This is a genomic window from Paraburkholderia sp. DHOC27 (assembly GCF_003429005.1).
Taxonomy (GTDB): Bacteria; Pseudomonadota; Gammaproteobacteria; order Burkholderiales; family Burkholderiaceae; genus Paraburkholderia.
Window position 1 is genome coordinate 41088 of sequence record NZ_QVQV01000012.1, and the last position, 21996, is coordinate 63083.

Genomic DNA, 21996 nt, shown 5'->3' on the forward strand with positions numbered 1-21996 from the left:
GCGGGACAGCGCAAAAACGACACTCAACGGGAGAAATATGCAATAAGGTCACGCCGACCGCGTGTACCCCACCGCGACGCACACAGTGCGGAGCGGGATGAATGAGCCCTGTGTCACGAACGCGGAATGTGCGAGAACACATCTCGTCTTCGGACCACTAACCAAACTGTGCGGGGGCGACACCTACCAGGCTAGCGGTGTGAGCCGCTTTCTTTTGCCTACTTTTCTTTGCGGCAGGCAAAGAAAAGTAGGTGCCGCCCCGCACAGGGGCAACGCAAGCAAACCAACAAGAAAACAAGGAAAGGCCAAAAAAACCTAAGAACGAAAACAAAAAATCACTGCGCCACCCAACTATCCACCCGATCGCCATGCGCAGCAATCCACGCATCTGCCGCAGCCACCGGCTTAGCCCCATTCTCTGTAGCCAGCATCACGCTATCAATCTCACCCGGCTTCCACTGAAACTTCTTCAAAAAGGCAACCACAGGCGCAGCCTTAGTCTCGAGCCCCGGATTGACCACATTGTCAACGTGCTCCGCATCCCCATACACCTTCTTGGGATCATCCAGAAACTTGAGCTTCCACTTCGCAAACATCCAGTGCGGCGCCCAGCCCGTCACGATCACCGGCTTGTTGGCGTGCATCGAGCGCGCCAGTTCTGCTGTCATCGCGCTGCCCGAACTCGGCATCAACTGATAATCCAGGTTGTAGGCCTTGATCGCGTCGTCGGTTTTCTTCATCACGCCCGCGCCCGCATCGATGCCCACAATGCGTCCACCGAAATCCGCCTTGTGCGAATCCAGATCGCCGATACTCTTTTCAGGCACGTCGGCCGGAACGATCAAGCCGATTCTCGCGTCCGGAAAGTTGGTGCCGAGGTCCGTGACCTTGGTCTTGAACTGATCCCAGTAAGCCCCCTGGGTGACGGGCAACCACGCCGAGAGCGTCGCGTCCAGGTCGCCGCGCGCCACGCCCTGCCACATGATGCCCGCCGCCACCGGCACCAGTTGCACCGGATACCCGAGGCGCTTCTGGATGATTTCAGCGGCCACATTCGAGGTCGCCACGCTGTCGTCCCACCCTTCCACGTAGCCAATCTTGATGGTCGGTTTGGTGTCCGCCGTCGCGGTCATCGTCGTGCTCATCATGGCAATCAGCGCAGTCCCCAACGCACTGCAGAGCAACACTTTCCTCAAGCCTTTCATGGTCGATCTCCTTGTACCCGCAGGCGCGGTGAGCCTTTAGAATCCCTGGCCAGAAATCGCCAGGTAATATGCTTTCCGACACCCGCTTGTCTATACGCGACGCGTTTTCGCGAGCCGCTTCAGACGGGAGCTGCTCCATACGGGAGCCGCTCCAAACGCGACACGCGGGCGTCGTCAATCCGCAGACTATTTCTCCACCACCAGATCCGTCAGCGGCTTGCTGCAGCAGAGCAGCACCATCCCCTGATCGATCTCGCGTTGTCGAATGCCGCCGTTATGTTTCATTTCCACCTGGCCCGACACCAGTTTGACCTTGCACGTCCCGCACATCCCTTGCGTGCATGACGCCGGCAGTCGTACGCCAGCTTGCCGTGCAGCATCCAGCACATGCTGCTGCGGGCCACACACAATCTCGCGGTTACTCCGCGTGAACGTCACGGCAAAGGCCTGCGTCGCGGCTTCGTCCGGCGCAACGCCTGGCTCATCACCCACTATCACCGCTGGCGTCACCTCCTCCAGCAACTCGGGCGATTCTTCGATCAACGTTTCAAACGAGAAACTCTCTTCGTGGTAATGCTGCTGGTCGAACCTAGCCTCACCGAGCAGATCGCGCACGGCCTTCATATAAGGCGCAGGTCCACACGTAAATATTTCGCGCTCCATAAAATCCGGCGCGATCAGCTTGAGCAAGGGCAGCGTCAGAAAACCGGTGACACCTGGCCAGTTCGTGCGCGTCCCCACTCTCTCGCAGACGAACGATGTGCGGAAATTGCCCTGATTGGCGGCGATCAGATCCAGCTCGCGGGCAAAGATGATGTCATCCGGCGTGCGCGCGCTGTGCACGAATACGATGTCGCGATCTTCGCTCAGTTCGTGATGCGCGCGGCTCATCGACATCAAGGGCGTGATGCCCGAGCCCGCCGACAAAAACAGATACCGGCGCGCTGGATGCCGTGCGCAGGTGAATTCGCCCGCCGGTCCCAGCACACGTACTGCTGCGCCTGCCTGCAGGTTGTCGTGCAGCCAGTTCGACACCTTGCCGCCCGGCACGCGCTTCACGGTAATCGAAATGGTGTGCGGGCGCGTCGGTGACGAAGAGATCGTATAGCAACGGTTGATCGTCTCGCCATCAATCTCCAGTTCCAGTGTGATGAACTGGCCCGGTTCGAACGAGAACGTGTGCCCTGCCGGCGACCTGAAGAAAAAGCTTTTGACGTCGTGCGTTTCCTGCCGCACCTGGCAACACACGAGCGTCTCTTCGACGTCGCTCGTCCAGCGCGTCGCGAGCGCGCCCCAGAATTGCGGCTGGGTCAGCCGGCTATCCACGGGTTCGAAGGGTGCCGCATCCCGCATCATTGTTCGCTCCACCTGCCGCCAGGCAGCGGTTAATCCATCAGTTTCAGTTGCCGAGTTGCGCTGCAAGGCGCTCGACGTACCAGTTGCTGAATTTCTCGACGAGTCCTTCCGTGAACGGCGAATACGGACCCGGCTCATAGGCGCTGCTCGACGCGCCGCTTTGCGAATACTCGACAAGCGCGCGGTCCTGATCGTTGGTCGCGTTCCACACTGCGGTTAGATTCTTGACGTCGTAGTCGATGCCCTCTTTTGCGTCTTTGTGCACGAGCCACTTGGTCCGCACCAGCGTCTCGCCCGCAGACAGCGGAATCACCGAGAACGTCACGATGTGATCGCTCATGAAGTGATGCCACGAATTAGGCTGCGTCCAGAACGACAGGCCGCCCAGGTCCGCCTGCTTGAATTCGCCCAGCAACTTCTTCGAGGCCACCTTCGCGTCCAGCGTTTGCGATTCGCCGCTGCGGTCGAGCGGCAAGCGTTGCGTGCGAAAACCCGTCACATCCAGCAGACGATCCACTTCGACCGACGGCAGATTCATCGCTTCCCATTGCGCGGCACGCTCCACACAGGTGCGTTCGAACGCGGCCATGCCCTCGGCGTTAGCCGGTGACGGCTGATAGCCGAAGCCATATTCATAGAGCGACACGGTCAGCTCAGGATGATTCGCCACGCAGTGATAGCACTCGCGGTTGTTCTCCATCGTCAGCTTCCAGTTGCCTTTTTCGACGATGTCGATGGTCGCGGCAATCTTGCAGTTCGGCAGATCGTGCGGCAGCAGATACGGCTCCATCGCTGCGCGCATCACATCGAAATCGACCGGCGGCTCTTCCGCGAGGCAAATGAAAATCAGGCCAGCCAGGTTTTGCACATGCACGCTTTTCAGGCTGTGCTTGCAGCGGTCGAATTTCTCGCCCATATGCTCGGCGAACATCAACTGACCGCTGAGGTTGTACGTCCAGCTGTGATACGGACACACGATATTGCCGACCGAGCCCTTTTCCTCGTTGCACAGACGCGCACCGCGATGACGGCACACATTGTGGAAGGCGCGCACTTCCATGTCGTCGTCACGCACGATCAGAATCGAATCGTTGCCCAGTTGCACGGTGGTGTAATCGCCCGGCTCCGGAATGTCCGGCTCGATGGCCACCTGAATCCAGTGCTGCCGGAAGATGGCTTCCATATCGAGCGCGAAAATTTCCTCGCTCAGATAAAACGGCGCTTCGAGGCTATAACCCTTCTTGCGCCGGTCGACTAGCGCATGAATGTCTGCCGATACTTTCATCGTGTGCTCCGGAATGCTTTTTTTTGGGGCCGTGGTGCGGCGCGAAATCAGTAATCGATGAGTTGATGCTCGCGCAAATAGCTGAGAATCACTTGTGCTTTTTCGACCGAAGTCCCTTCAATTACGACGCTGCCGCCCCGGCTTTCCGTGGTCGTGGCGGAAAGCATGCGGGCGTGGCCGGAACGCTTTTCCTGTGCTGCGAGACGCACCGGCTTGCGCTGCACCGGTGCCACGCGCCACGCCGCGGCCTCGGCATCCACGCGCGCGCTGACGGGCGACACTTCGATTGCGCCCGCCCGTTGGCGAGCGTAGGCGTAGCGAGGCGTCACACTGGCGAGCGGATGCACGGCCACCACGGCCGGCCACGTGATCTCGACGCGCCGGCGCACACCCTTCGGCAAAAACTGCCGCACGGTGACATTTGTCCCCGCTACCAACGCTTCCACCGCTGCACCGACCAGCGGGAAGCCGAGCGCGTCGGCGAGCTGATAAGGCAGCATGCCGCTATCGAAAGCGCCTTCCGCGCACGTGCCAGTCAGCACGAGATCATGGTCACGCACACGCACTGCGAGCGCCGCAACGGCGTCGTTGTCTTCGGAACACGCCAGCACTTCGACACGCTCCGCGCCCAGCGCGAGGTATTCTTCCAGCGCAGGATTGGCAGCATCACCCGCGTGCAGCACGTCGAGCCGCGCACCGTGCTCGCTCGCCAGCAGCCGCCCCATTTCCAGCGCAGCCGCGTCGTTGCGGCTGTAGCGCGCCACCCCGCTAACCGGATGACGTCCCACGGAAACCAGCACCGCAATGCGACTGAGTTTTCGGCTCATGCTGCGACTCCTTCCGCCAGCGGTTCAGCGACGCTCGCGCTCACCTGTGAACGCGCAACACGAGCGCGGCCCACGGCTTCGATCAACGACGCAATGGTCGCTTCAGTATCGCCAATGATGCTTAGATTTGCGCGTTTGACGATGGGCGCGCTGGCGTCCAGATTGACCGCAATCACGTGACGGCAATCCTTGATGCCCTGCAAATGCTGAACCGCACCGGAGATGCCGAAGGCGATATACACACTCGCCTCGACAGTTTTGCCGGTCGCGCCGATCTGCTTGTCGCGCGTGAACATGCCGTTATCCACCGCCACGCGGCTCGCGCCAATCGCGGCGCCGAGCGTCGCGGCCAGTTGCTCGAACGCGCTCACGTTGCTCACGCCGTTGCCCGCGGAAACGATGAAATCGGCTTCTTCGAGCGCGACCTGAGCCGCGTCGATTTCTTCCAGTCCGAGATCGCGGTAACGTTTGACGGCGCCGTCCTCATCGGCATGGGGCGAAAAAATCTCCAGACGCTCGCCGGCGCCGACGAACGGCAAACGCGTATCGACCGCGCCCGGCGCCAGCAGCACGACATCGGGCAGCGCTCGTGTCGCGAAGGATTTTTTCGCGTTTGCATAGGTGCTCACGTGCGTGGGGGAAATCTCCGCCACATGCGTCGCAACACTCGCACCCGCGTACGCGGCGTAGCGGCGGCCGAGGTCGCCGTCACCGGTGGCGTTATCGGGCAGCAGGATATGAGCCGGCGCAAGCTGCGCGACACACGCGGCCAGCGCCTGCAATTCCGCTTCGGGTGCGAAGCTACGCGCATCGAACGACGCGAGTTCCATCACCTTGTCGGCACCCAGCGCGGCCGCGTCGTCCTTCAGTTCGCCAAATACCAGCAACGCCACCTGCGTTTGTTCTGTTGCGATCAAGGCCGCAGCGGCCAGCGTCTGACGCGCCTGCTCATCCAGTGAACCGCGATCGGTATGTGCGACCACGAGCAGCGTGCGTTGCGGGGCGTGCGTCGTGCGACGCGGCTTCGCCGTCGTGCCGTGCTGAAGCGTCGGCGTCGCAGCGAGGCTCGCTGTCTGCAGCAGAGCATCGGCTTGCAGCACCGCGCCGAGCGTAATGCGCCGCAGTCCTGCCGCGGTGATCGTGAACGGCCTGCGCGGATCGATACGTTTGATGGTCGTGTTCATCGCATCACTCCAGCGCGGCAGCAACGAGTTCGGCTACGTCGAGCACTTCAGGACGCGGTCCCACCACGCCTTCAAGCATCGCCGTGCAATTCGGGCACGCCACGGCCACTACGTCGGCGCCAACCTCGCGTGCATCGCCCATGCGGATATCCGGAATCCGCTGCTTGCCCGGAATGTCGGTCAACGGTGCCCCGCCACCGCCGCCGCAGCAGCGGCCGCGCTTGCCGTTGCGCTCCATCTCGACCACCTTGATGCCGATGGACTTGAGCAGTTGACGCGGCGCTTCCGTTTCACCGTTATAGCGGCCCAGATAGCAGGGATCGTGATACGTGATGCGTTTGTCGGCGAGCGCAGCCGCCGCTTTCGGCGACAGTTTTCCCGCAGCCACGAGTTGCGCGATCAGACTGGTGTGATGCAGCACCTCGAAGCGCGTACCCAGTGCACGATACTCGTTGCGCAGACTGTGCATGACATGCGGATCGGCGGTCACGATGCGCTTGAATTGCAACTGCGCCAGCGTGCCCATCAACTCGTGCGCCATGCGCTGGAAAGTGGCTTCATCGCCGAGCCGACGCGCGACGTCGCCCGTATCCGTTTCGTCACTGCCGAGCACGGCATAGTCCACACCGGCCTTGTTCAGCACCGTCACGAGGGCGCGCAGCGTGCGTTGATAGCGCATGTCGAAGGCGCCCTCGCCGGCCACCAGCAGCACGTCGACCGCGCGGCCAGGCTGCGCAACCGGCGCGTTCAGATCGACGGACCAGTCGTAGCGCGCCGCCTTGTCGTAGCCGCCCGCCGTGCCCGTTTCACGCAGATTCGCCAGCACCTCAGGGCCTTTGCCCGGCACCGCGCCGTGCACCAGCGTCTGGTTGCGACGCATATCCACGATCGCGTCCACGTGCTCGATCAGCATCGGGCACTCCTGCACGCAGGCGCGGCAGGTCGTGCAGGACCAGATCGTGTCAGCTTCGATCAGGCTCGACACGATCGGCCGATCCGGCTCGCCTGCATGACGCCCCAGCGGAACGCCAGGCGTCGGACTCCCCGCGTAAGCCGCATCCGAACCGCCCACCATGCCGGTGACGAGATCCTGAATCAGCTTCTTCGGATTGAGCGGCTGACCCGCTGCGAACGCCGGACACGCCGCCTCGCACTTGCCGCACTGCACGCAGGCATCGAAACTCAACAACTGGTTCCAGCGAAATTCAACGGGCTTGCCCACACCGTATTCGTTCTGATCGAGAGCGGGCGCCTTCAACGCGGTGGACGGGGTCGCACCGGCACGCACGTCGCCCTGTCCGGCAAAGCGCTCCTGCCGCGGATGAAACGCCAGATGCAGCAGACCGGCCAGCGCGTGTTTCATCGGACCGCCGCGCGCCGCGCCCAGCGTCATGGCAAACGCACCCACGGCGATCAGCAGCGCGAAGATCACCGCGAGACCACCGGACATGGCCGAGGTGGGCACCAGCACGAACAGCAGCAAGCCCACGGAAAACGAGCCCAACAGCCACGGCAACGTATCCCACGGACCACGCGACAGACGCGCGGGCACCGCTTTCGCGCCGCTGCGACGGCGCCACACGAACACCGCGCCCACCAGCATGATCAACGCTGCGAGGAAGATCAGCCGGTCGAGCCACGGCGAGTAAAGCGCGAGTCCGTAGTTGAGAAACACCAGTGCAAAAGCTGCAATCGCACCGCCCGCCGTGGCCACGTGCGTCTTCGCGATGTACGGGTCACGCGCCACCACGTGATGCAAATCCACGAAATAGCGCTTCGGAATGGTCAGCAGGTTGGTCCAGCCCATTGCGCCAGCGGCAGTGGCGCGCCCGAGCCGCCAGTACGACGAGCGCTTCGCGACCGCGAAGGCGAGGCCGGCCACCGATATCCACAACAATGCGGTGATGAGGAACGCCGGGCTCATCGTTAGAAGTCCTTGCAGAGCCGCAGCGCGTCGTAGATCGCGCCGTGAATGTTGTGCATCGAAATGCAGTCGCCCACGCGGAACAGCAGGAAACGGCCATTGCCGAGTTCTTCGGCCAGCGACGGTTGCGGCTCGGAGGCGAATAGCTTGTGGACGTCGACCTGGCCGCGATTGACCGATTCGGGCTTGAGCTTCCAGTACAGCGCGTCGTTCGGCGTGCTGCCGTTTTCGATCACCACCTGATCGACCACGCGCTCTTCCTGCTCCTCGGTGTATTCGTTGCGCAGGACAGCGATTTTCTTGCCGTCCTCTTCATAGACCCGATCGAGCCAGTAGTTCGGCGTATGAATCACGCCTTGCGCGTAGAGGCGGCGGTAGAAAATCGGGAACGTCGTGCCGCCCACGTCGTCGGCCACCTTCACGTCCGGTGTGACAATCTCCACCTTGGAGCCGCGGCTGGAAATGAAATCCGCCACGCCTGCACCTGCGTGCGTGCTGACGCCGTCATACACGAGCACGTTTTGCTTCGGCTCCACGCGGCCCGCGAGAATGTCCCACGAGCTGACGGCGAGTCCTTCTTCGACGCCCCAGGCTGGCACCTGTTGGGTAAAACTGTCGCCGCCCGTGGCGAGCACGATGATGTCCGGCTTTTCAGCGAGAATCATTTTCTCGTCCGCCGCGACACCCATGCGGCGATCCACGCCGAGGCGCTTCGTTTCCATATCGAACCAGCGCACGATGCCGGCCATCTGCTCGCGCTGCGGCGCCTTCGCTGCGAGCACGATCTGGCCGCCCACCACCTCGTTCTTTTCGAACAGCACCACGTCGTGGCCACGCGAACGTGCCACCCGTGCCGCCTCGAGCCCTGCTGGGCCCGCTCCCACGACCACCACTTTGCGACGCGGTCCACGCGTCTTTTCGATCACGTGCGGCATGGTCGCTTCGCGCGAGGTCGCCGCGTTTTGCACGCACAGCACATCCAGTCCGTTGTACTGACGATCAATACAGTAGTTCGCACCAACGCACTGCTTGATTTCGTCCTCACGTCCATCGCGGATCTTGATGACCATGTGCGGATCGGCGATCTGCGCGCGCGTCATGCCCACCAGATCCACCATGCCGTTCGCGAGCAACCGTTCGGCCTGGCCCGCGTCGCGGATACTTTGCGCGTGCATCACCGGCAGCTTGACCACGGATTTGATCCCTGCGGCGAGATGCACGAAGGGTTCCGGTGGCAACGCCATTGGCGGCATGCAGTTGGCCAGCGTGTTGTGGGTGTCCGCACCCGAGCCGATCACGCCGATGTAATCGATCAAGCCCGTCTCGGCCATCGCCTGGGCGATTTCCTTCAGTTGTTCGTGGTCGAGCCCATCTTCGTGGAACTCGTCGCCGCACATACGCAGGCCGACGCAGAAATCACGCCCCACGGCTTCGCGCACCGCGCGCAGTACCTCGACGCCAAAACGCAGGCGGTTTTGCAGAGTGCCGCCCCATTCGTCCGTACGAAAGTTGGTACGGGGACTCCAGAACTGGTCGATCAAATGCTGGTGGGCGGCGGAGATTTCGATGCCGTCCATACCGGCCTGCTGCACGCGTTTAGCCGCTGCGGCAAAGTCCGCGATGATGCGGCGGATTTCCTCTTCTTCGATGATCTTGGCATTGCCGCGATGCACGGGTTCACGCACGCCCGACGGCGTCATCAGATGCGGCCAGTGCTCGCCGTGGAACGCCGAACGGCGGCCCATATGCGTGGCCTGAATCATGATCTTCGCGCCGTGGCGATGCATGGCTTCCGCGAGACGCCCGAGCGGATCGACGATGCGGTCCGTCGACAGATTCACGGACTTCCACCAGCCCTGCGGGCTATCTATCGACACCGGACTCGACCCGCCGCATACCGCAAGCCCCACGCCGCCCTTCGCCTTCTCCTCGTAGTAGCGGATATAGCGGTCGCCGGGCAGACCACCAGGTTCCGCATAGACCTCGGCATGCGCCGTGCTGACGATGCGGTTGCGCAGCGTCAGCTGATTCAGCGTCAACGGTTTGAACAGATTGGGGTAACGCATCGCGGGAAGCCTCGGACGTGTGCAGTTATGTTTTGATTCAATGCGCGAGCGGCGACACTTCGAACACGCAATGGTCGTGATGCTCTGCCGCGCACTGCACCTCTTTCGATTGCGAGCGCGGTGCCTGCTTGCCGGCTTCGGGCGTGTCGCTGGTGTCATTGACCCAGTCCATCGCACCGGCGAACCAGCCCGCGAACATGTAGCAGAGTCGCCCCTCCTTCTCCGGCTGCGCCAGCACGAACGACGAGTAGTGCAGTTCGATGCGCGCATGGGCGGTGGCAGGATCGGCCTCGACGATCGTGAACAGGCCCCAGCCGCGTTGCGAAAGACGTTTCAGGTAATGCTCGAACACCGCCATGCCGCTCATGCCGTGCTGTTTCGCTTCCTTGTCGCACCAGTGGTACGCGGATTTGTAGCCGGCCTTGTAGAGGATTTCCGCGTACACGTCACGGCCCAGCGCCTCTTCGACCGCCGTGTGATTGTTGGTGAAGAAGTGGCGCGGCACGTACAGCATCGGCAGCGCGTCGGTGGTCCAGACGCCGGTTTCGGCATCGACGTTGATAGGCAATTGCGGTTGCATCAGGCGTAACTCCGTGGATAAGCTGGATGGATCGCGGGCGCGCTTCGTGGAACCCGCATCAATGCATGTGCGTCAGGTCGTTTAGTGAAAAGCCTGCATATATACGGGCGAAAATGCTCACGCGCCCCAGACGTCACGAAACACGCGCACCCAGTTCTCGCCCATGATCTTGCGGATACGCGTCTCGCTCCAGCCGGCGCGCTCCATTGCAGCGGTCAGATTCGGGAATTCGCCGATCGTGCGAATACCTTCCGGGTTGACCACCTTGCCAAAGTTGGTCAGACGGCGATAGCGGCCCTTGTCGTGCGTCAGCCAGTCGAAGAAGTCGACGCTGAAGCCCTGCGTAAAGTCAGTGCCGATACCCACGGCGTCCTCGCCGATCAGGTTGACCACGTAACCGATGGCTTCGATATAGTCCTCGACCGTCGCGTCGATTCCGCGCTTCAGAAACGGCGCGAACATGGTCACGCCGACGAAGCCGCCCGCGTCCGCGATTTCCTTCAGTTGCTCATCCGACTTGTTGCGCGGATGCTCCTTGAGTCCCGAGGGCAGACAATGCGAATAGCACACCGGCTTCTTCGAAAACGCGATTGCTTCGGACGACGTATTACCGCCCACATGCGAGAGGTCGACCATGATGCCCACGCGGTTCATCTCGGTGATCACTTCGCGGCCAAAATCAGACAGGCCGCCGTCGCGCTCATAGCAGCCCGTGCCCACCAGGTTCTGCGTGTTGTAGCAAAGCTGCACCACCCGCACACCCATGTCCGCGAACGCTTCGATATAACCGAGGTTGTCTTCGAAGGCGTGCGCATTCTGGAAGCCCAGAATCACGCCGGTGCGATTTTCTTTCTTGGCGCGCAGAATGTCGTCGGTGGTGCGCACCAGCGTCAACAGTTCGCTGTTCTCGCGGATCTGCTGCTTCATCAAGGCGATGTTGTCGACGGTCTTGGTGAAGCTTTCCCAGACCGACACCGTGCAGTTCGCGGCGGTGATGCCGCCCTTGCGCATGTCCTCGAACACCGAGCGGTCGAACTTTGAAATGTTCAGACCATCGATGATGATGCTGTTCTCGTGCAGATTGCTCATACAGTGGGCTCCGTCTGGCTGGCGTGTGGGGCGCGTTGCTTAGCGTGTTGTTTAGCGTGCTTGCGGCTGCCTGGTTCGGGCGCGCGGAAATGGATCAGTAGATGGGAAAGCGCTCGCACAGCGCGAAAATTTCACGGCGTACGCGTTGTTCCGTGGCGACGTCACCTTCCGGCGAAACGCGCAGGGCTTCGAACACGTCGAGAATCAGGCGGCCGATCTCGCGAAACTCGCTCACGCCGAATCCGCGCGTCGTGCCGGCCGGCGTGCCGAGGCGAATGCCCGAGGTGATCGTGGGCTTTTCGGTGTCGAAGGGAATGCCGTTCTTGTTGCAGGTAATGCCCGCGCGTTCCAGCGCCTGCTCGACCTGATTTCCTTTCAAGCCCTTGGGACGCAGATCGACCAGCAGCAGATGGTTGTCCGTGCCGCCCGTCACCAGATCGACGCCGCCGGCTTTCAGTACTTCACCGAGCGCCACCGCATTGGCAAGCACCTGATCGATATATGTCCTGAAGCCGTCCTGCAGCGCTTCGCCGAAGGCCACGGCCTTACCGGCGATGACGTGCATCAGCGGGCCGCCTTGCAGGCCTGGGAACACGGCCGAGTTGATCTTCTTGGCGATGTCCTCGTCATTGGTCAGCACAAAGCCGCCGCGCGGACCACGCAGCGTCTTGTGCGTGGTCGAGGTGACGACGTGGGCGTGCTCGACAGGATTCGGATGACGCCCAGCGGCGATCACGCCGGCAATGTGCGCCATGTCCACCATCAGTTTTGCGCCCACGCTATCGGCAATGGCGCGGAACCGCGCAAAGTCGAGCACGCGCGGATACGCCGAGAAGCCGGCAATGATCAGCGCCGGCTTGTGTTCATGCGCGAGCTTTTCCACCTGCTCGTAGTCGATGCGCAGCGTCTCGCGGTCCACGCCATATTGCACGGCGTTGAACCACTTGCCCGAGAGCGCTGGTTTGGCGCCGTGCGTGAGGTGGCCGCCGGCGTCGAGCGACATGCCGAGCACCGTATCGCCGGGCTTCGTCAGCGCCAGCATCACGGCGCCGTTGGCCTGTGCGCCCGAGTGCGGCTGCACGTTCGCATAGCCCGCGTTGAACAACTGTTTGATCCGTTCGATGGCGAGCGTTTCGATCTGGTCAGCGAATTCGCAACCGCCGTAGTAACGCTTGCCCGGATAACCCTCCGCATACTTGTTGGTCAGCACCGAGCCTTGCGCCTCGAGCACCGCGCGCGAGACGATGTTCTCCGAGGCGATCAGCTCGACCTGCGACTGCTGCCGTTCGAGTTCTTTGAGGACCGCGCTGCGCACGGGCGCATCGCGTTCACCGAGGGTCTGCGAAAAGAAAGGGTTCGCGTTCGACATGGGCCGTCCGTAAGTGAGGTATGGCGAGGGTGCGAAGCGGGCCGCAAATCTGTGAATCCCTTGACTGGCCTGCCATCACCGGCTACCGACGGCTCTATTCTTGTCCCTCCTCCAGCGCGCCAATTTACGATTTCAGACGCGTTCTTTGCCTTTTCCGCCATTCGAGTCCGTTTTGGACAAGTGACCGGTCGTGCTAAACGCGTCTTCAGGCGGCGTTGCGTGGCATCGCTAAACATCGGATCAACACTGTGCCCGCGAATGCTGCACCTGCGTGCATGCGTGGACCAGCCGCAAGGCACACCCAACCGCAGCCGCCCGCTAACAGTGCCCGAGCCGCACAAGCGCGGTGCGCCTGCGCACCGCCGTGTACACCGATCGTCGGCCAGGCTCAGGGTTTCGCCGTATGGCATGCTTGTTGCACCCGATCACAGAATGATGAAGCCGATCCCCACGACGGCCGGAAGACCAAAACAAGATCGAAGGAACGTTCGCACCATGTCGCCTGACCGCACCGCGTCGCTGTCCCACTTCGCTTTCATGCCGCTGCCAAACTTCACGATGATCGCTTTCACGAATGCGATCGAAGTGCTGCGGATGGCGAACTATCTGAGTGGGCAACAGCTTTATCGCTGGTCGATCATCAGCCCCGACGGCGGACTCGTTTCGGCGAGCAACGGTCTGGCAGTGGACACGGTCGCCGCTGAATCACTCGGCCAGCAAGGCACGCCGCAACCCGACATCGTGTTCGTGTGCGGCGGCATCGACGTGCAACGCGAAACGACTCCCGCGCATCTTTCCGCACTGCGCCGCTTCGCACGCGGCGGCATCGCCCTGGGCAGCCTCTGCACCGGCACCTATGCGCTCGCCAAATCCGGTTTGCTTGCGGGCTACGCCTGCGCGATTCATTGGGAGAACCTCTCCGCACTCAAGGAAGAGTTTCCGGACACGCGCTTTCTGAAAGAACTGTTCGTGATCGACCGCGACCGCGTGACCTGCACCGGCGGCGTCGCGCCGCTCGACATGATGCTGAACCTGATCGCCGCACGCGTGGGCACCGCACGTGTGACGCAGATCGCCGAGCAGTTCATCGTCGAACACGTGCGTGACACCAATGCACAGCAACGCATGCCGCTGGTGGCGCGACTCGGTTCGGCCAACAAGTCGCTGTTCGAAGTGATCGCGCTGATGGAGAACAACATCGAAGAGCCGCTCTCGCGCGAAGAACTCGCCCGTCTTGCCAGCATGTCGCAACGTCAGTTGCAGCGGCTCTTCCGCGAACACCTCGGCATGACGCCGACCCACTACTACCTGACACTGCGTTTGCGCCGTGCGCGCGAACTGCTGCTGCAGACCGACATGTCCATCATGCACATCACGATGGCCTGCGGCTTTCAGTCGGCCTGTCATTTCAGCAAGAGCTATCGGGACGCGTTCGGCACCGCGCCCACCCGCGAACGTCGCAAGCAGGTCGCGCCGCTCGCCAGCACGATGCCGGTTGGCGCACCGCTTGGCATGGCCTTGCAGGCGTCGCACGCTTAACCCTCCTCGTCCGTTTCAGCCGCTGATGCTCCCGCGCGCTTGCCGCGCGCGCCGCTGCCCGATGACCCTGCTCGCGCCATGACCGCATTGCGGCTAGACGCCGCGTGCGCTATGGTGAACTGGTTGCAGCAGGTCAAATGTGGCGCTTCGACGTCCCGCTAGAGTGCCTGCTTTTCATCTTCGCGCCGTGCCGAACGCGGCGCCACTAAAGGCTGGACCATGGCAGACGACAGCATTGAAACCCGCACGAGCCGTCCTACTCCCACGCTGCCGGTTGCACCGCAGCAATTCTCTCTCGATGTCCTGCTGGAAAAGTACGCAAAGGGCGACGAACGCTCGGCGGACGACATCTATCGGCGCGTCGCACGCGGGGTCGCAATGGCCGAACCCGAGGCGCTGCGTGAAGCCGTCGAAGCACGCTTTGTCGAAAACCTCCAGCATGGCGCGCTAGGCGCGGGCCGCATCATGAGCGCGGCCGGCACGGGTATCGCGGCCACGCTGATCAACTGCTTCGTGCAGCCGGTGGGCGACAGCATCCAGGACGTGGACGAAAACGGCTTGCCCGGCATCTATGTGGCGCTGTTGCAGGCGGCGGAAACCATGCGGCGTGGCGGCGGTGTCGGCTACAACTTTTCGGCGATCCGGCCCAAGGGCGCGCGTGTGCATACCACCAGTTCATCCGCATCGGGCCCATGCAGCTATATGGATGTGTTCGACGCCTCGTGCCGCACGGTCGAAAGCGCCGGTTCGCGACGCGGCGCGCAGATGGCCGTGCTCGACTGCACGCACCCCGACCTGCCCGAGTTCATCGAGGCCAAGCATTCGAAAGGACGCTGGAACAACTTCAACGTGTCGGTGGCCGTCACGGACGAGTTCATGCGCGCGGTCGAGCAGAACGAGACATGGCAACTGGTGCATCGCGCGGAACCGTCCCCCGCCATGCGTGCCGCGCGAGATATGCGGCAACGTGAGGACGGTCTGTGGATCTACAGCGAACAGCCGGCGCGCGCCATCTGGGATCGCATCATGCGGTCGACCTACGACGTAGCCGAACCCGGCGTGGTGTTCATCTCGCGCATGAACGAGGACAACAACCTGCGCGCCTTCGAAACCATTCGCGCCACCAATCCGTGCGGCGAACAACCGCTGCCCGCGTATGGCTGCTGCAATCTCGGGCCGCTCAATCTGACGCGCTTCGTGATCGACCCGTTTGCGCAGATGAAAGGCGGCAAGCCATCGTTCGACTGGGAGGCACTGGCGCAAAGCACGCGCACCCAGGTGCGCTTTCTCGACGATGTGCTCGACGTCACGCTCTGGCCGTTGCCCGAACAATACGACGAGTCGCGTGCCAAGCGGCGCATCGGCGTGGGCTTCACCGGCCTCGGTGACACGCTCGTGATGCTCGGCCTGCGCTACAACTCGCCCGAAGGCCGCGATACCGCCGTGCACATTGCGCGACTGATGCGCGACGAAGCGTATCGCGCCTCGGCGGAACTCGCGCGCGAGCGCGGCGCGTTTCCGCTCTTCGACGCAAAACGCTATCTTGAGGAAGGCACGTTCGCGTCGCGCCTGCCGGACGACATCAAGGCCACGATCCGCCGCGATGGTATTCGCAACAGTCACCTGCTTTCCATCGCGCCCACCGGCACGGTGAGTCTCGCGTTTGCGGACAACGCGTCGAACGGCATCGAGCCCGCGTTCTCGTGGACCTATACGCGCATGAAGGTGATGGCCGACGGCAGCCGCGAATCGTTCGCGGTGGAAGACTACGCGTACCGTCTGTTTCGCGAGATGGGTGGCGACGTGAGCGCGTTGCCAGATTACTTCGTGAGCGCGCTGGAAATGTCGGCGCGCGATCATCTCGACATGATGGCGGCCGTGCAGCCTTACGTGGACACGTCGATCTCCAAGACCGTCAACGTCCCTGCCGATTACCCGTTCGACGCCTTCGAAAGCCTCTATTTCGATGCATGGAAAGGCGGCCTCAAGGGTCTCGCCACGTATCGCCCGAACGAAACACTCGGCGCGGTGTTGAGCGTCACGCCCACACAAACCGATGATTCGTTAACCGAAGCAGATATGGACCCGCTGCGTATCGCGATCGATCATCGTCCCAAGGGCGAACTGCCGGCCATCATCGAGAAGGTCGAATATCTGACCCAGGCGGGCAAGAAGTCGCTGTATGTCGCGGTGTCGTTCATGGAAGTGACGGGGCGTCTGGGTGGTGAGGACGTGACCATCGAGCGGCCTATCGAATTCTTCATTCCGGCGGGACAGCGCGACGAATCGCAGCAATGGATCACCGCGCAGATGCGCTCGCTGTCACTGGCGGCGCGCGGCGGTTTTGTCGCGCGCAATCTGCAGGATCTGCGCAAGGTGTCGTGGGATCGCGGACAGGTACGGCTTGGCGACGTGCAACGCCCCGACGGTCATCGCTCGCCGCGCTGGCACGACTCCGAAGTGGCGGCGCTGGCGTACGCGATCCAGCAGATTTTGCATCGCCGCGGCTTTCTGGATGCCGAAGGCAATCAGTTGCCCTCGCGCATGCTGGCGCGCCTCGAACCGGCGGAAGGCGGTGAAACGTCGGGCGGTCTGGCAGAAGAATTCAGCGGCGAGTCACATGACGGCGTGCCCTCCGGCAGCGCGCAGACAGGCACCGAACAGTCCGCCTCCAGTGATGCCGCCGACCTGAACCAGTTGCGCATGATGCTGGGCCGCAAATGCAGCAACTGCGGCGCCAATGCCGTGATCCGTAAAGACGGCTGCGATTTCTGCACCGCCTGCGGCGACGTGGGCGCGTGCGGCTGATGTGCTTCGGCAATGGGGAGAAATGGCGTACCCGTTCCATCCGAACGCCGCATTCGTTCTATGTAGGCCATTAATGGTCGCGTCTACTGAAGGCATCGGGCTTCGCTTCCAACCGGGAATTGAAGCCCCGAATTGAGGCCTCGATTCGAAGCCCCGGTTCGAAGCCCCGAACGCCCTTCAGAGGATGCCATGCCGAGCGCGCCGTCTCCTACCTCTTCCGCCTCTCGCCCAGGCGCCGCCGCGCGCCTCGAGCGGCTGCCGTTCTCCGGCTACCACCGGACCATTTTCATCATCATCGCCGCGGCGTTTTTCTTCGACTCCATCGACCTCGGCACCATGACCTTCGTGCTCGGCTCCATCAAGAGCGAGTTCGGGCTGACGAGCGCGATGGCCGGACTGGTGGCGAGCGCGAGTTTCTTCGGCATGGTGCTGGGGGCGGCCGTGGCGGGGCTGCTCGCCGACCGCTTCGGCCGCCGCCCGGTGTTCCAGTGGAGCATGGTGCTGTGGGGCGTGGCCTCGTATCTGTGTTCGACCGCCCATTCCGTCGATGCACTGATCGTCTATCGCGTGTTGCTCGGCATCGGCATGGGCATGGAGTTTCCGATCGCGCAGACGCTGCTCGCCGAGTTCGTGCCGGCCGCCTCGCGTGGTCGCCTCGTCGCGTTGATGGACGGCTTCTGGCCGCTCGGCTTTATCGCGGCAGGCGTCGTGTCGTATTTCGTGCTGCCGCAGTATGGCTGGCGCACGGTGTTCGCGCTGCTCGCCATCCCCGCCGTCTTCGTGATGGTCGTACGCCGCGTCGTACCCGAGTCGCCGCGCTGGCTCGAACATCGTGGCCGAACCGCTGAAGCCGACGCCGTGCTGAACCGGATCGAAGCGCGAGTGATGCGCGCCAACCATCTCACCTGGCTACCGTCGCCGTCCACGCTCGCCGAACCCGCCGCACAAAAGAGCAGCCAAAGTGCGTTGCGGGAAATCTGGAGCGCGGCGTATCGGCAGCGCACCATCATGGTCTGGCTGCTGTGGTTCTTCGCGCTGCTGGGCTTCTACGGACTCACCTCGTGGCTCGGCGCGTTGATGCAACAAGCGGGTTTCGCGGTCACCAAGTCCGTGCTGTACACCATGCTCATTTCGCTGGGCGGGGTACCGGGTTTTCTGTGCGCGGCCTGGCTCGTCGAACGCTGGGGACGCCGGCCCACCTGCATCGCGTCGCTCGCGGGCAGCGGCGTGATGGCGTTCCTGTACGGCCAGACCGCGCTGCATGCCGACAGCGTCAGTCTGCTGATCTGCACGGGGCTCGCCATGCAGTTCTTCCTGTTCGGCATGTGGGCCGTGCTCTACACCTACACGCCGGAGTTGTACGGCACGGGGGCGCGCGCCACCGGCTCGGGATTCGCGTCGGCCATTGGCCGGGTCGGCTCGCTGATCGGGCCATATGCGGTGGGCGTGGTGCTGCCCGTGTTTGGACAAGGCGGCGTGTTCACGCTCGGCGCGCTGTCGTTTGCAGTCGCCGCGCTGGCAGTATGGACGATGGGAATCGAAACGAAGGGACTGGTGCTCGAAGCGCTGGTGTCGCACGACACCGCGCCGCTGAAGCCCACCCTGGAGGTCGTCGCGGATGAGGCGCGCTGAACGTCTGGCGGGACTCGCCGAAGCCTTGGCGCAAGTGGCTGAATGAGCGCTGACGAAGTGCTGAAGAGAAATGAGCGGGTGGCTGTGCCGCTTCGCCAAAATCTAGCTGGAAGCGGCCGCCCCATTCCGCACATCACCCGTCTGATGAAGCCCGCCTGGCGCGTTCTTGCGATACCGCGCAGGCGTTCTTCTCAATGAGGTACCGGCTGCAGAAGCGACCGGTTGCGTCCGTCGCTGGCATGGTCCGGGTGTGCTCTGCGGCGCCGACCGCCGCGTGACTGGCCAATTACGAATACGCAATCATGATATCGGCTGACGTTCTCAGCAGTTCATGCGGAATTTCCCCCTCTTGACGAAACGCCGGAATGATTGACCGTTTCGCACGATCGTGCGGTCGGTCGAAATGACCGAATCAACAGAAGAATCTCCGCCCGAGGCAGCGCCCCCTACGCGCCAGGCGAGCCGCCCGAAATCCAGCTTCGCCGCCGTTCACCGGCCGCACCGCATCCAAAAGGTAAAATGCGGGATATGGCCGATCTCAGCCTCACGGCCGTGCCCGCGATGGCCGCTCATTGCGCCGATGCCGCTCCTGCGCGCGCGTCGATGCCCACCACCGTACAACCCGCGGCGACCCGGCCCGATCCGGCGTCGCCCAAGGACAGCTCGTCCTCGACAGAGCCCCTCAGGAGCCATTGTTATGACCGACTCGAACGTGTCTTTCCTCGGCAGGATTTCGCTGGCCGTCGGAACGTTCTTCAGCATTCTCGGTGACGGCGAACTCGCCGGCCGTATCCAGCGGCTGCGCTCCGGCGCGCCCATCAGCCCCGCGCCGGCTGCGGCTCCCGCAGCGGCACCAGCGCCTGCTCCCGCTCCCGCTCCTGCGCCCGTGGTCATCAAGGAGGCCACGCCGGATGCCGCCCTGCAACTGCTCGGGCTGCTGCAACGCGACGCCCGTTTCGTCGACTTCATCGAGGAAGATGTGGCCGGCTACTCGGACGCCGACATCGGCGCCGCTGCCCGTGTCGTCCACGGCGGCTGCCGTACGGTGCTGCGCGAGCATTTCACGATTCGCCCGGTGCGCGACGAAGCGGAAGGCAGCCGCATCACCTTGCCGGAAGGTTTCGATGCTGCCTCAGTACGCGTGACTGGCAACGTGGTCGGCAAGGCGCCGTTCAGCGGCAGCCTCAGCCATCGTGGCTGGCGCGTCGAAGAAGTCCGTCTGCCGCGGCTCGCCGAGAGCCACGACGCCAAAGTCATCGCACCGGCCGAGGTGGAACTGTGAGCGAACCGCGCTATTCGATCGGAATCGATCTGGGCACGACGCACTGCGCCCTCTCCTACGTGGACCTCGCCGGCAGTGACGGCGAGAAAACCGCACAGGGCGTGCTGCCCGTCACGCAATTGACCGCCCCCGGCACCATCGACGATCTGCCGCTGCTGCCGTCCTTCCTCTATCTGCCGCACGAAAGCGAACTCGCGCCGCACGATCTCGGCTTGCCGTGGACCGCCACGCGCACCTTCGCGGTCGGCGAGATGGCGCGCAGCCGCGGCGCCGCCACGCCGATCCGGCTGGTGTCGAGTGCCAAGAGCTGGCTGTGTCATCCGGGCGTGGACCGTCGTGCGGCCATCCTGCCCAACGATGCGCCGCCGGAAGTCGCGCGCGTGTCGCCGCTCGAAACTTCGGTCCGCTATCTGACGCATCTGCGCGAGGCGTGGGACCAAGCGCATCCCGATGCGCCGTTCAGCGAGCAGGAAATCACCGTCACGATTCCCGCCTCGTTCGATCCGGCCGCCCGCGAACTGACCGCCGAAGCGGCCGAGGCCGCCGGTTACGCCGGCATGACCTTGCTGGAAGAACCGCAAGCCGCGCTGTATAGCTGGATCCAGAAGAGCACCGGCGAGTGGCGCAAGCAGGTGCGCGTGGGCGACATCATCCTGGTGGTCGACGTGGGCGGCGGCACGACTGACCTCTCGCTGATCGCGGTGGTCGAACGCGAGGGCAATCTCGAACTGCATCGCGTCGCGGTGGGCGAGCACATCCTGCTGGGCGGCGACAACATGGACCTGGCGCTGGCGCACGTGGTCGCGCGCAAGCTCGCCGCGCAAGGCACGCAGCCGGACCCGTGGCAGTTGCGCGCCCTCACCTATGCGTGCCGCGCCGCCAAGGAAACGCTGCTGACCGACCCCGCTGCGGATACCGTGCCGCTCGTCGTACCGAGCCGCGGTTCGAAGCTGATTGGCGGCTCGATCCGCACCGAGCTGACCCGCGCCGAACTCACGCAGACCATCCTCGACGGCTTTTTCCCGCAGGTGGATAGCGCCGCGCGTCCGGTGAGCCGGGCCCGTGCCGGTCTCACGCAACTGGGTTTACCGTACGCGCAGGACGCCGCTATCACGCGTCATCTGGCCGCCTTCCTCGGCCGTCAGGTGGGCGCGCTCGCGGAACTGGCAGGCTTCCAGAATGCGCAACCGGAAGGCGCAGCGTTCCTGCATCCCACGGCCGTGCTGTTCAATGGCGGCGTGTTCAAGTCGCCGCTGCTGGTCGAGCGCATCATGCAGACGCTCAACGGCTGGCTCGGCGCGGAAGGCGCGGCCCCCGCGCGTCTGCTGGAAGGCGCCGATCTCGATCTGGCCGTGGCACGCGGCGCCGCTTACTACGGCTACGTGAAGCGCGGCCAGGGCGTGCGGATTCGCGGCGGCATTGCGCGGGCGTTTTATATCGCGGTCGAATCGGCGATGCCCGCGGTGCCTGGACTCGAGCCGCCCATCCAGGCGCTGTGCGTCGTGCCGTTCGGCATGGAGGAAGGCACGGAAGCGGAATTGCCCGCGCAGGAATTCGGCCTCGTGGTGGGTGAGCCGGTGCACTTCCGCTTCTTCGGCTCGTCGGTGCGCCGTCAGGATCAGGTGGGGACGCTGCTCGATTACTGGTCGCCGGAAGAATTGCAGGAACTCGACGAGATTCAGGCCACGCTGCCGCCCGAAGGCCGCAGCCCCGGCGAAGTCGTGGCGGTGAAACTGCGGGCGCGCGTCACCGAGGCCGGTACGCTCGAACTGGAAGCCGTGCCGCGCGGCACCGGCGAGCGCTGGAAGGTGGAGTTCGACGTACGCGGCAACGCCAACCTCTGACCCGCG

General features: G+C 63.4%; 15 protein-coding genes. 5 read left to right on the forward strand and 10 right to left on the reverse strand.

Annotated elements, in window-relative coordinates; all coding sequences use genetic code 11:
- Nucleotides 1–335: 335 nt before the first annotated feature.
- From D0B32_RS29615 to D0B32_RS29660, 10 genes are all read right to left on the reverse strand, one after another.
- Nucleotides 336–1205, reverse strand: coding sequence for a glycine betaine ABC transporter substrate-binding protein (locus D0B32_RS29615; protein ID WP_117337892.1), 870 nt, complete (start codon nucleotides 1203–1205; stop codon nucleotides 336–338).
- 186 nt (nucleotides 1206–1391) lie between these two features.
- The gene (locus D0B32_RS29620; RefSeq protein WP_117337893.1) at nucleotides 1392–2561 is read right to left on the reverse strand and encodes a hybrid-cluster NAD(P)-dependent oxidoreductase; all 1170 of its coding nucleotides are present in this window, start codon (nucleotides 2559–2561) and stop codon (nucleotides 1392–1394) included.
- A gap of 43 nt (nucleotides 2562–2604) precedes the next feature.
- A complete protein-coding gene (locus tag D0B32_RS29625) occupies nucleotides 2605–3846 on the reverse strand; it encodes an SRPBCC family protein (RefSeq protein ID WP_117337894.1) in 1242 nt (413 codons plus the stop codon).
- Nucleotides 3847–3893: 47 nt separating this feature from the next.
- Entirely contained in the window at nucleotides 3894–4673 is a 780-nt protein-coding gene (locus tag D0B32_RS29630) for an electron transfer flavoprotein subunit beta/FixA family protein (RefSeq protein ID WP_117337895.1), read from the reverse strand.
- Nucleotides 4670–5857, reverse strand: a complete 1188-nt coding sequence (locus D0B32_RS29635) for an electron transfer flavoprotein subunit alpha/FixB family protein (protein WP_117337896.1) — start codon at nucleotides 5855–5857, stop codon at nucleotides 4670–4672. Before D0B32_RS29635 ends, D0B32_RS29630 begins: the two co-directional genes overlap by 4 nt.
- 4 nt (nucleotides 5858–5861) lie before the next feature.
- Entirely contained in the window at nucleotides 5862–7781 is a 1920-nt protein-coding gene (locus D0B32_RS29640; RefSeq protein WP_117337897.1) for a (Fe-S)-binding protein, read from the reverse strand.
- Between the two features lie 2 nt (nucleotides 7782–7783).
- Nucleotides 7784–9847, reverse strand: coding sequence for an NADH:flavin oxidoreductase (locus D0B32_RS29645; protein WP_117337898.1), 2064 nt, complete (start codon nucleotides 9845–9847; stop codon nucleotides 7784–7786).
- A gap of 37 nt (nucleotides 9848–9884) precedes the next feature.
- Nucleotides 9885–10427, reverse strand: a complete 543-nt coding sequence (locus D0B32_RS29650) for a DUF5943 domain-containing protein (RefSeq protein WP_117337899.1) — start codon at nucleotides 10425–10427, stop codon at nucleotides 9885–9887.
- Between the two features lie 117 nt (nucleotides 10428–10544).
- Nucleotides 10545–11516, reverse strand: coding sequence for a dipeptidase (locus tag D0B32_RS29655; protein WP_117337900.1), 972 nt, complete (start codon nucleotides 11514–11516; stop codon nucleotides 10545–10547).
- A gap of 94 nt (nucleotides 11517–11610) precedes the next feature.
- Nucleotides 11611–12885, reverse strand: a complete 1275-nt coding sequence (locus D0B32_RS29660) for a serine hydroxymethyltransferase (protein WP_117337901.1) — start codon at nucleotides 12883–12885, stop codon at nucleotides 11611–11613.
- 495 nt (nucleotides 12886–13380) lie between these two features.
- Between D0B32_RS29660 and D0B32_RS29665 the strand changes: the two genes are divergently transcribed.
- The 5 genes from D0B32_RS29665 to D0B32_RS29685 all read left to right on the forward strand — a co-directional run bounded on the left by D0B32_RS29665 (nucleotide 13381) and on the right by D0B32_RS29685 (nucleotide 21990).
- Nucleotides 13381–14424: a GlxA family transcriptional regulator gene (locus tag D0B32_RS29665; RefSeq protein WP_117337902.1), complete on the forward strand. Its 1044-nt coding sequence runs from the start codon at nucleotides 13381–13383 to the stop codon at nucleotides 14422–14424.
- Nucleotides 14425–14643: 219 nt separating this feature from the next.
- The gene (locus D0B32_RS29670) at nucleotides 14644–17232 is read left to right on the forward strand and encodes an adenosylcobalamin-dependent ribonucleoside-diphosphate reductase (protein WP_117337903.1); all 2589 of its coding nucleotides are present in this window, start codon (nucleotides 14644–14646) and stop codon (nucleotides 17230–17232) included.
- 189 nt (nucleotides 17233–17421) lie between these two features.
- Complete coding sequence (locus tag D0B32_RS29675) at nucleotides 17422–18864, forward strand: MFS transporter (RefSeq protein ID WP_117337904.1); 1443 nt, start codon at nucleotides 17422–17424, stop codon at nucleotides 18862–18864.
- Between the two features lie 697 nt (nucleotides 18865–19561).
- A complete protein-coding gene (locus tag D0B32_RS29680; RefSeq protein WP_117337905.1) occupies nucleotides 19562–20146 on the forward strand; it encodes a DUF2760 domain-containing protein in 585 nt (194 codons plus the stop codon).
- Nucleotides 20143–21990 (forward strand): Hsp70 family protein, encoded by a 1848-nt coding sequence (locus D0B32_RS29685; protein WP_117337906.1) that lies wholly within the window; start codon nucleotides 20143–20145, stop codon nucleotides 21988–21990. Before D0B32_RS29680 ends, D0B32_RS29685 begins: the two co-directional genes overlap by 4 nt.
- Nucleotides 21991–21996 lie beyond the last annotated feature (6 nt).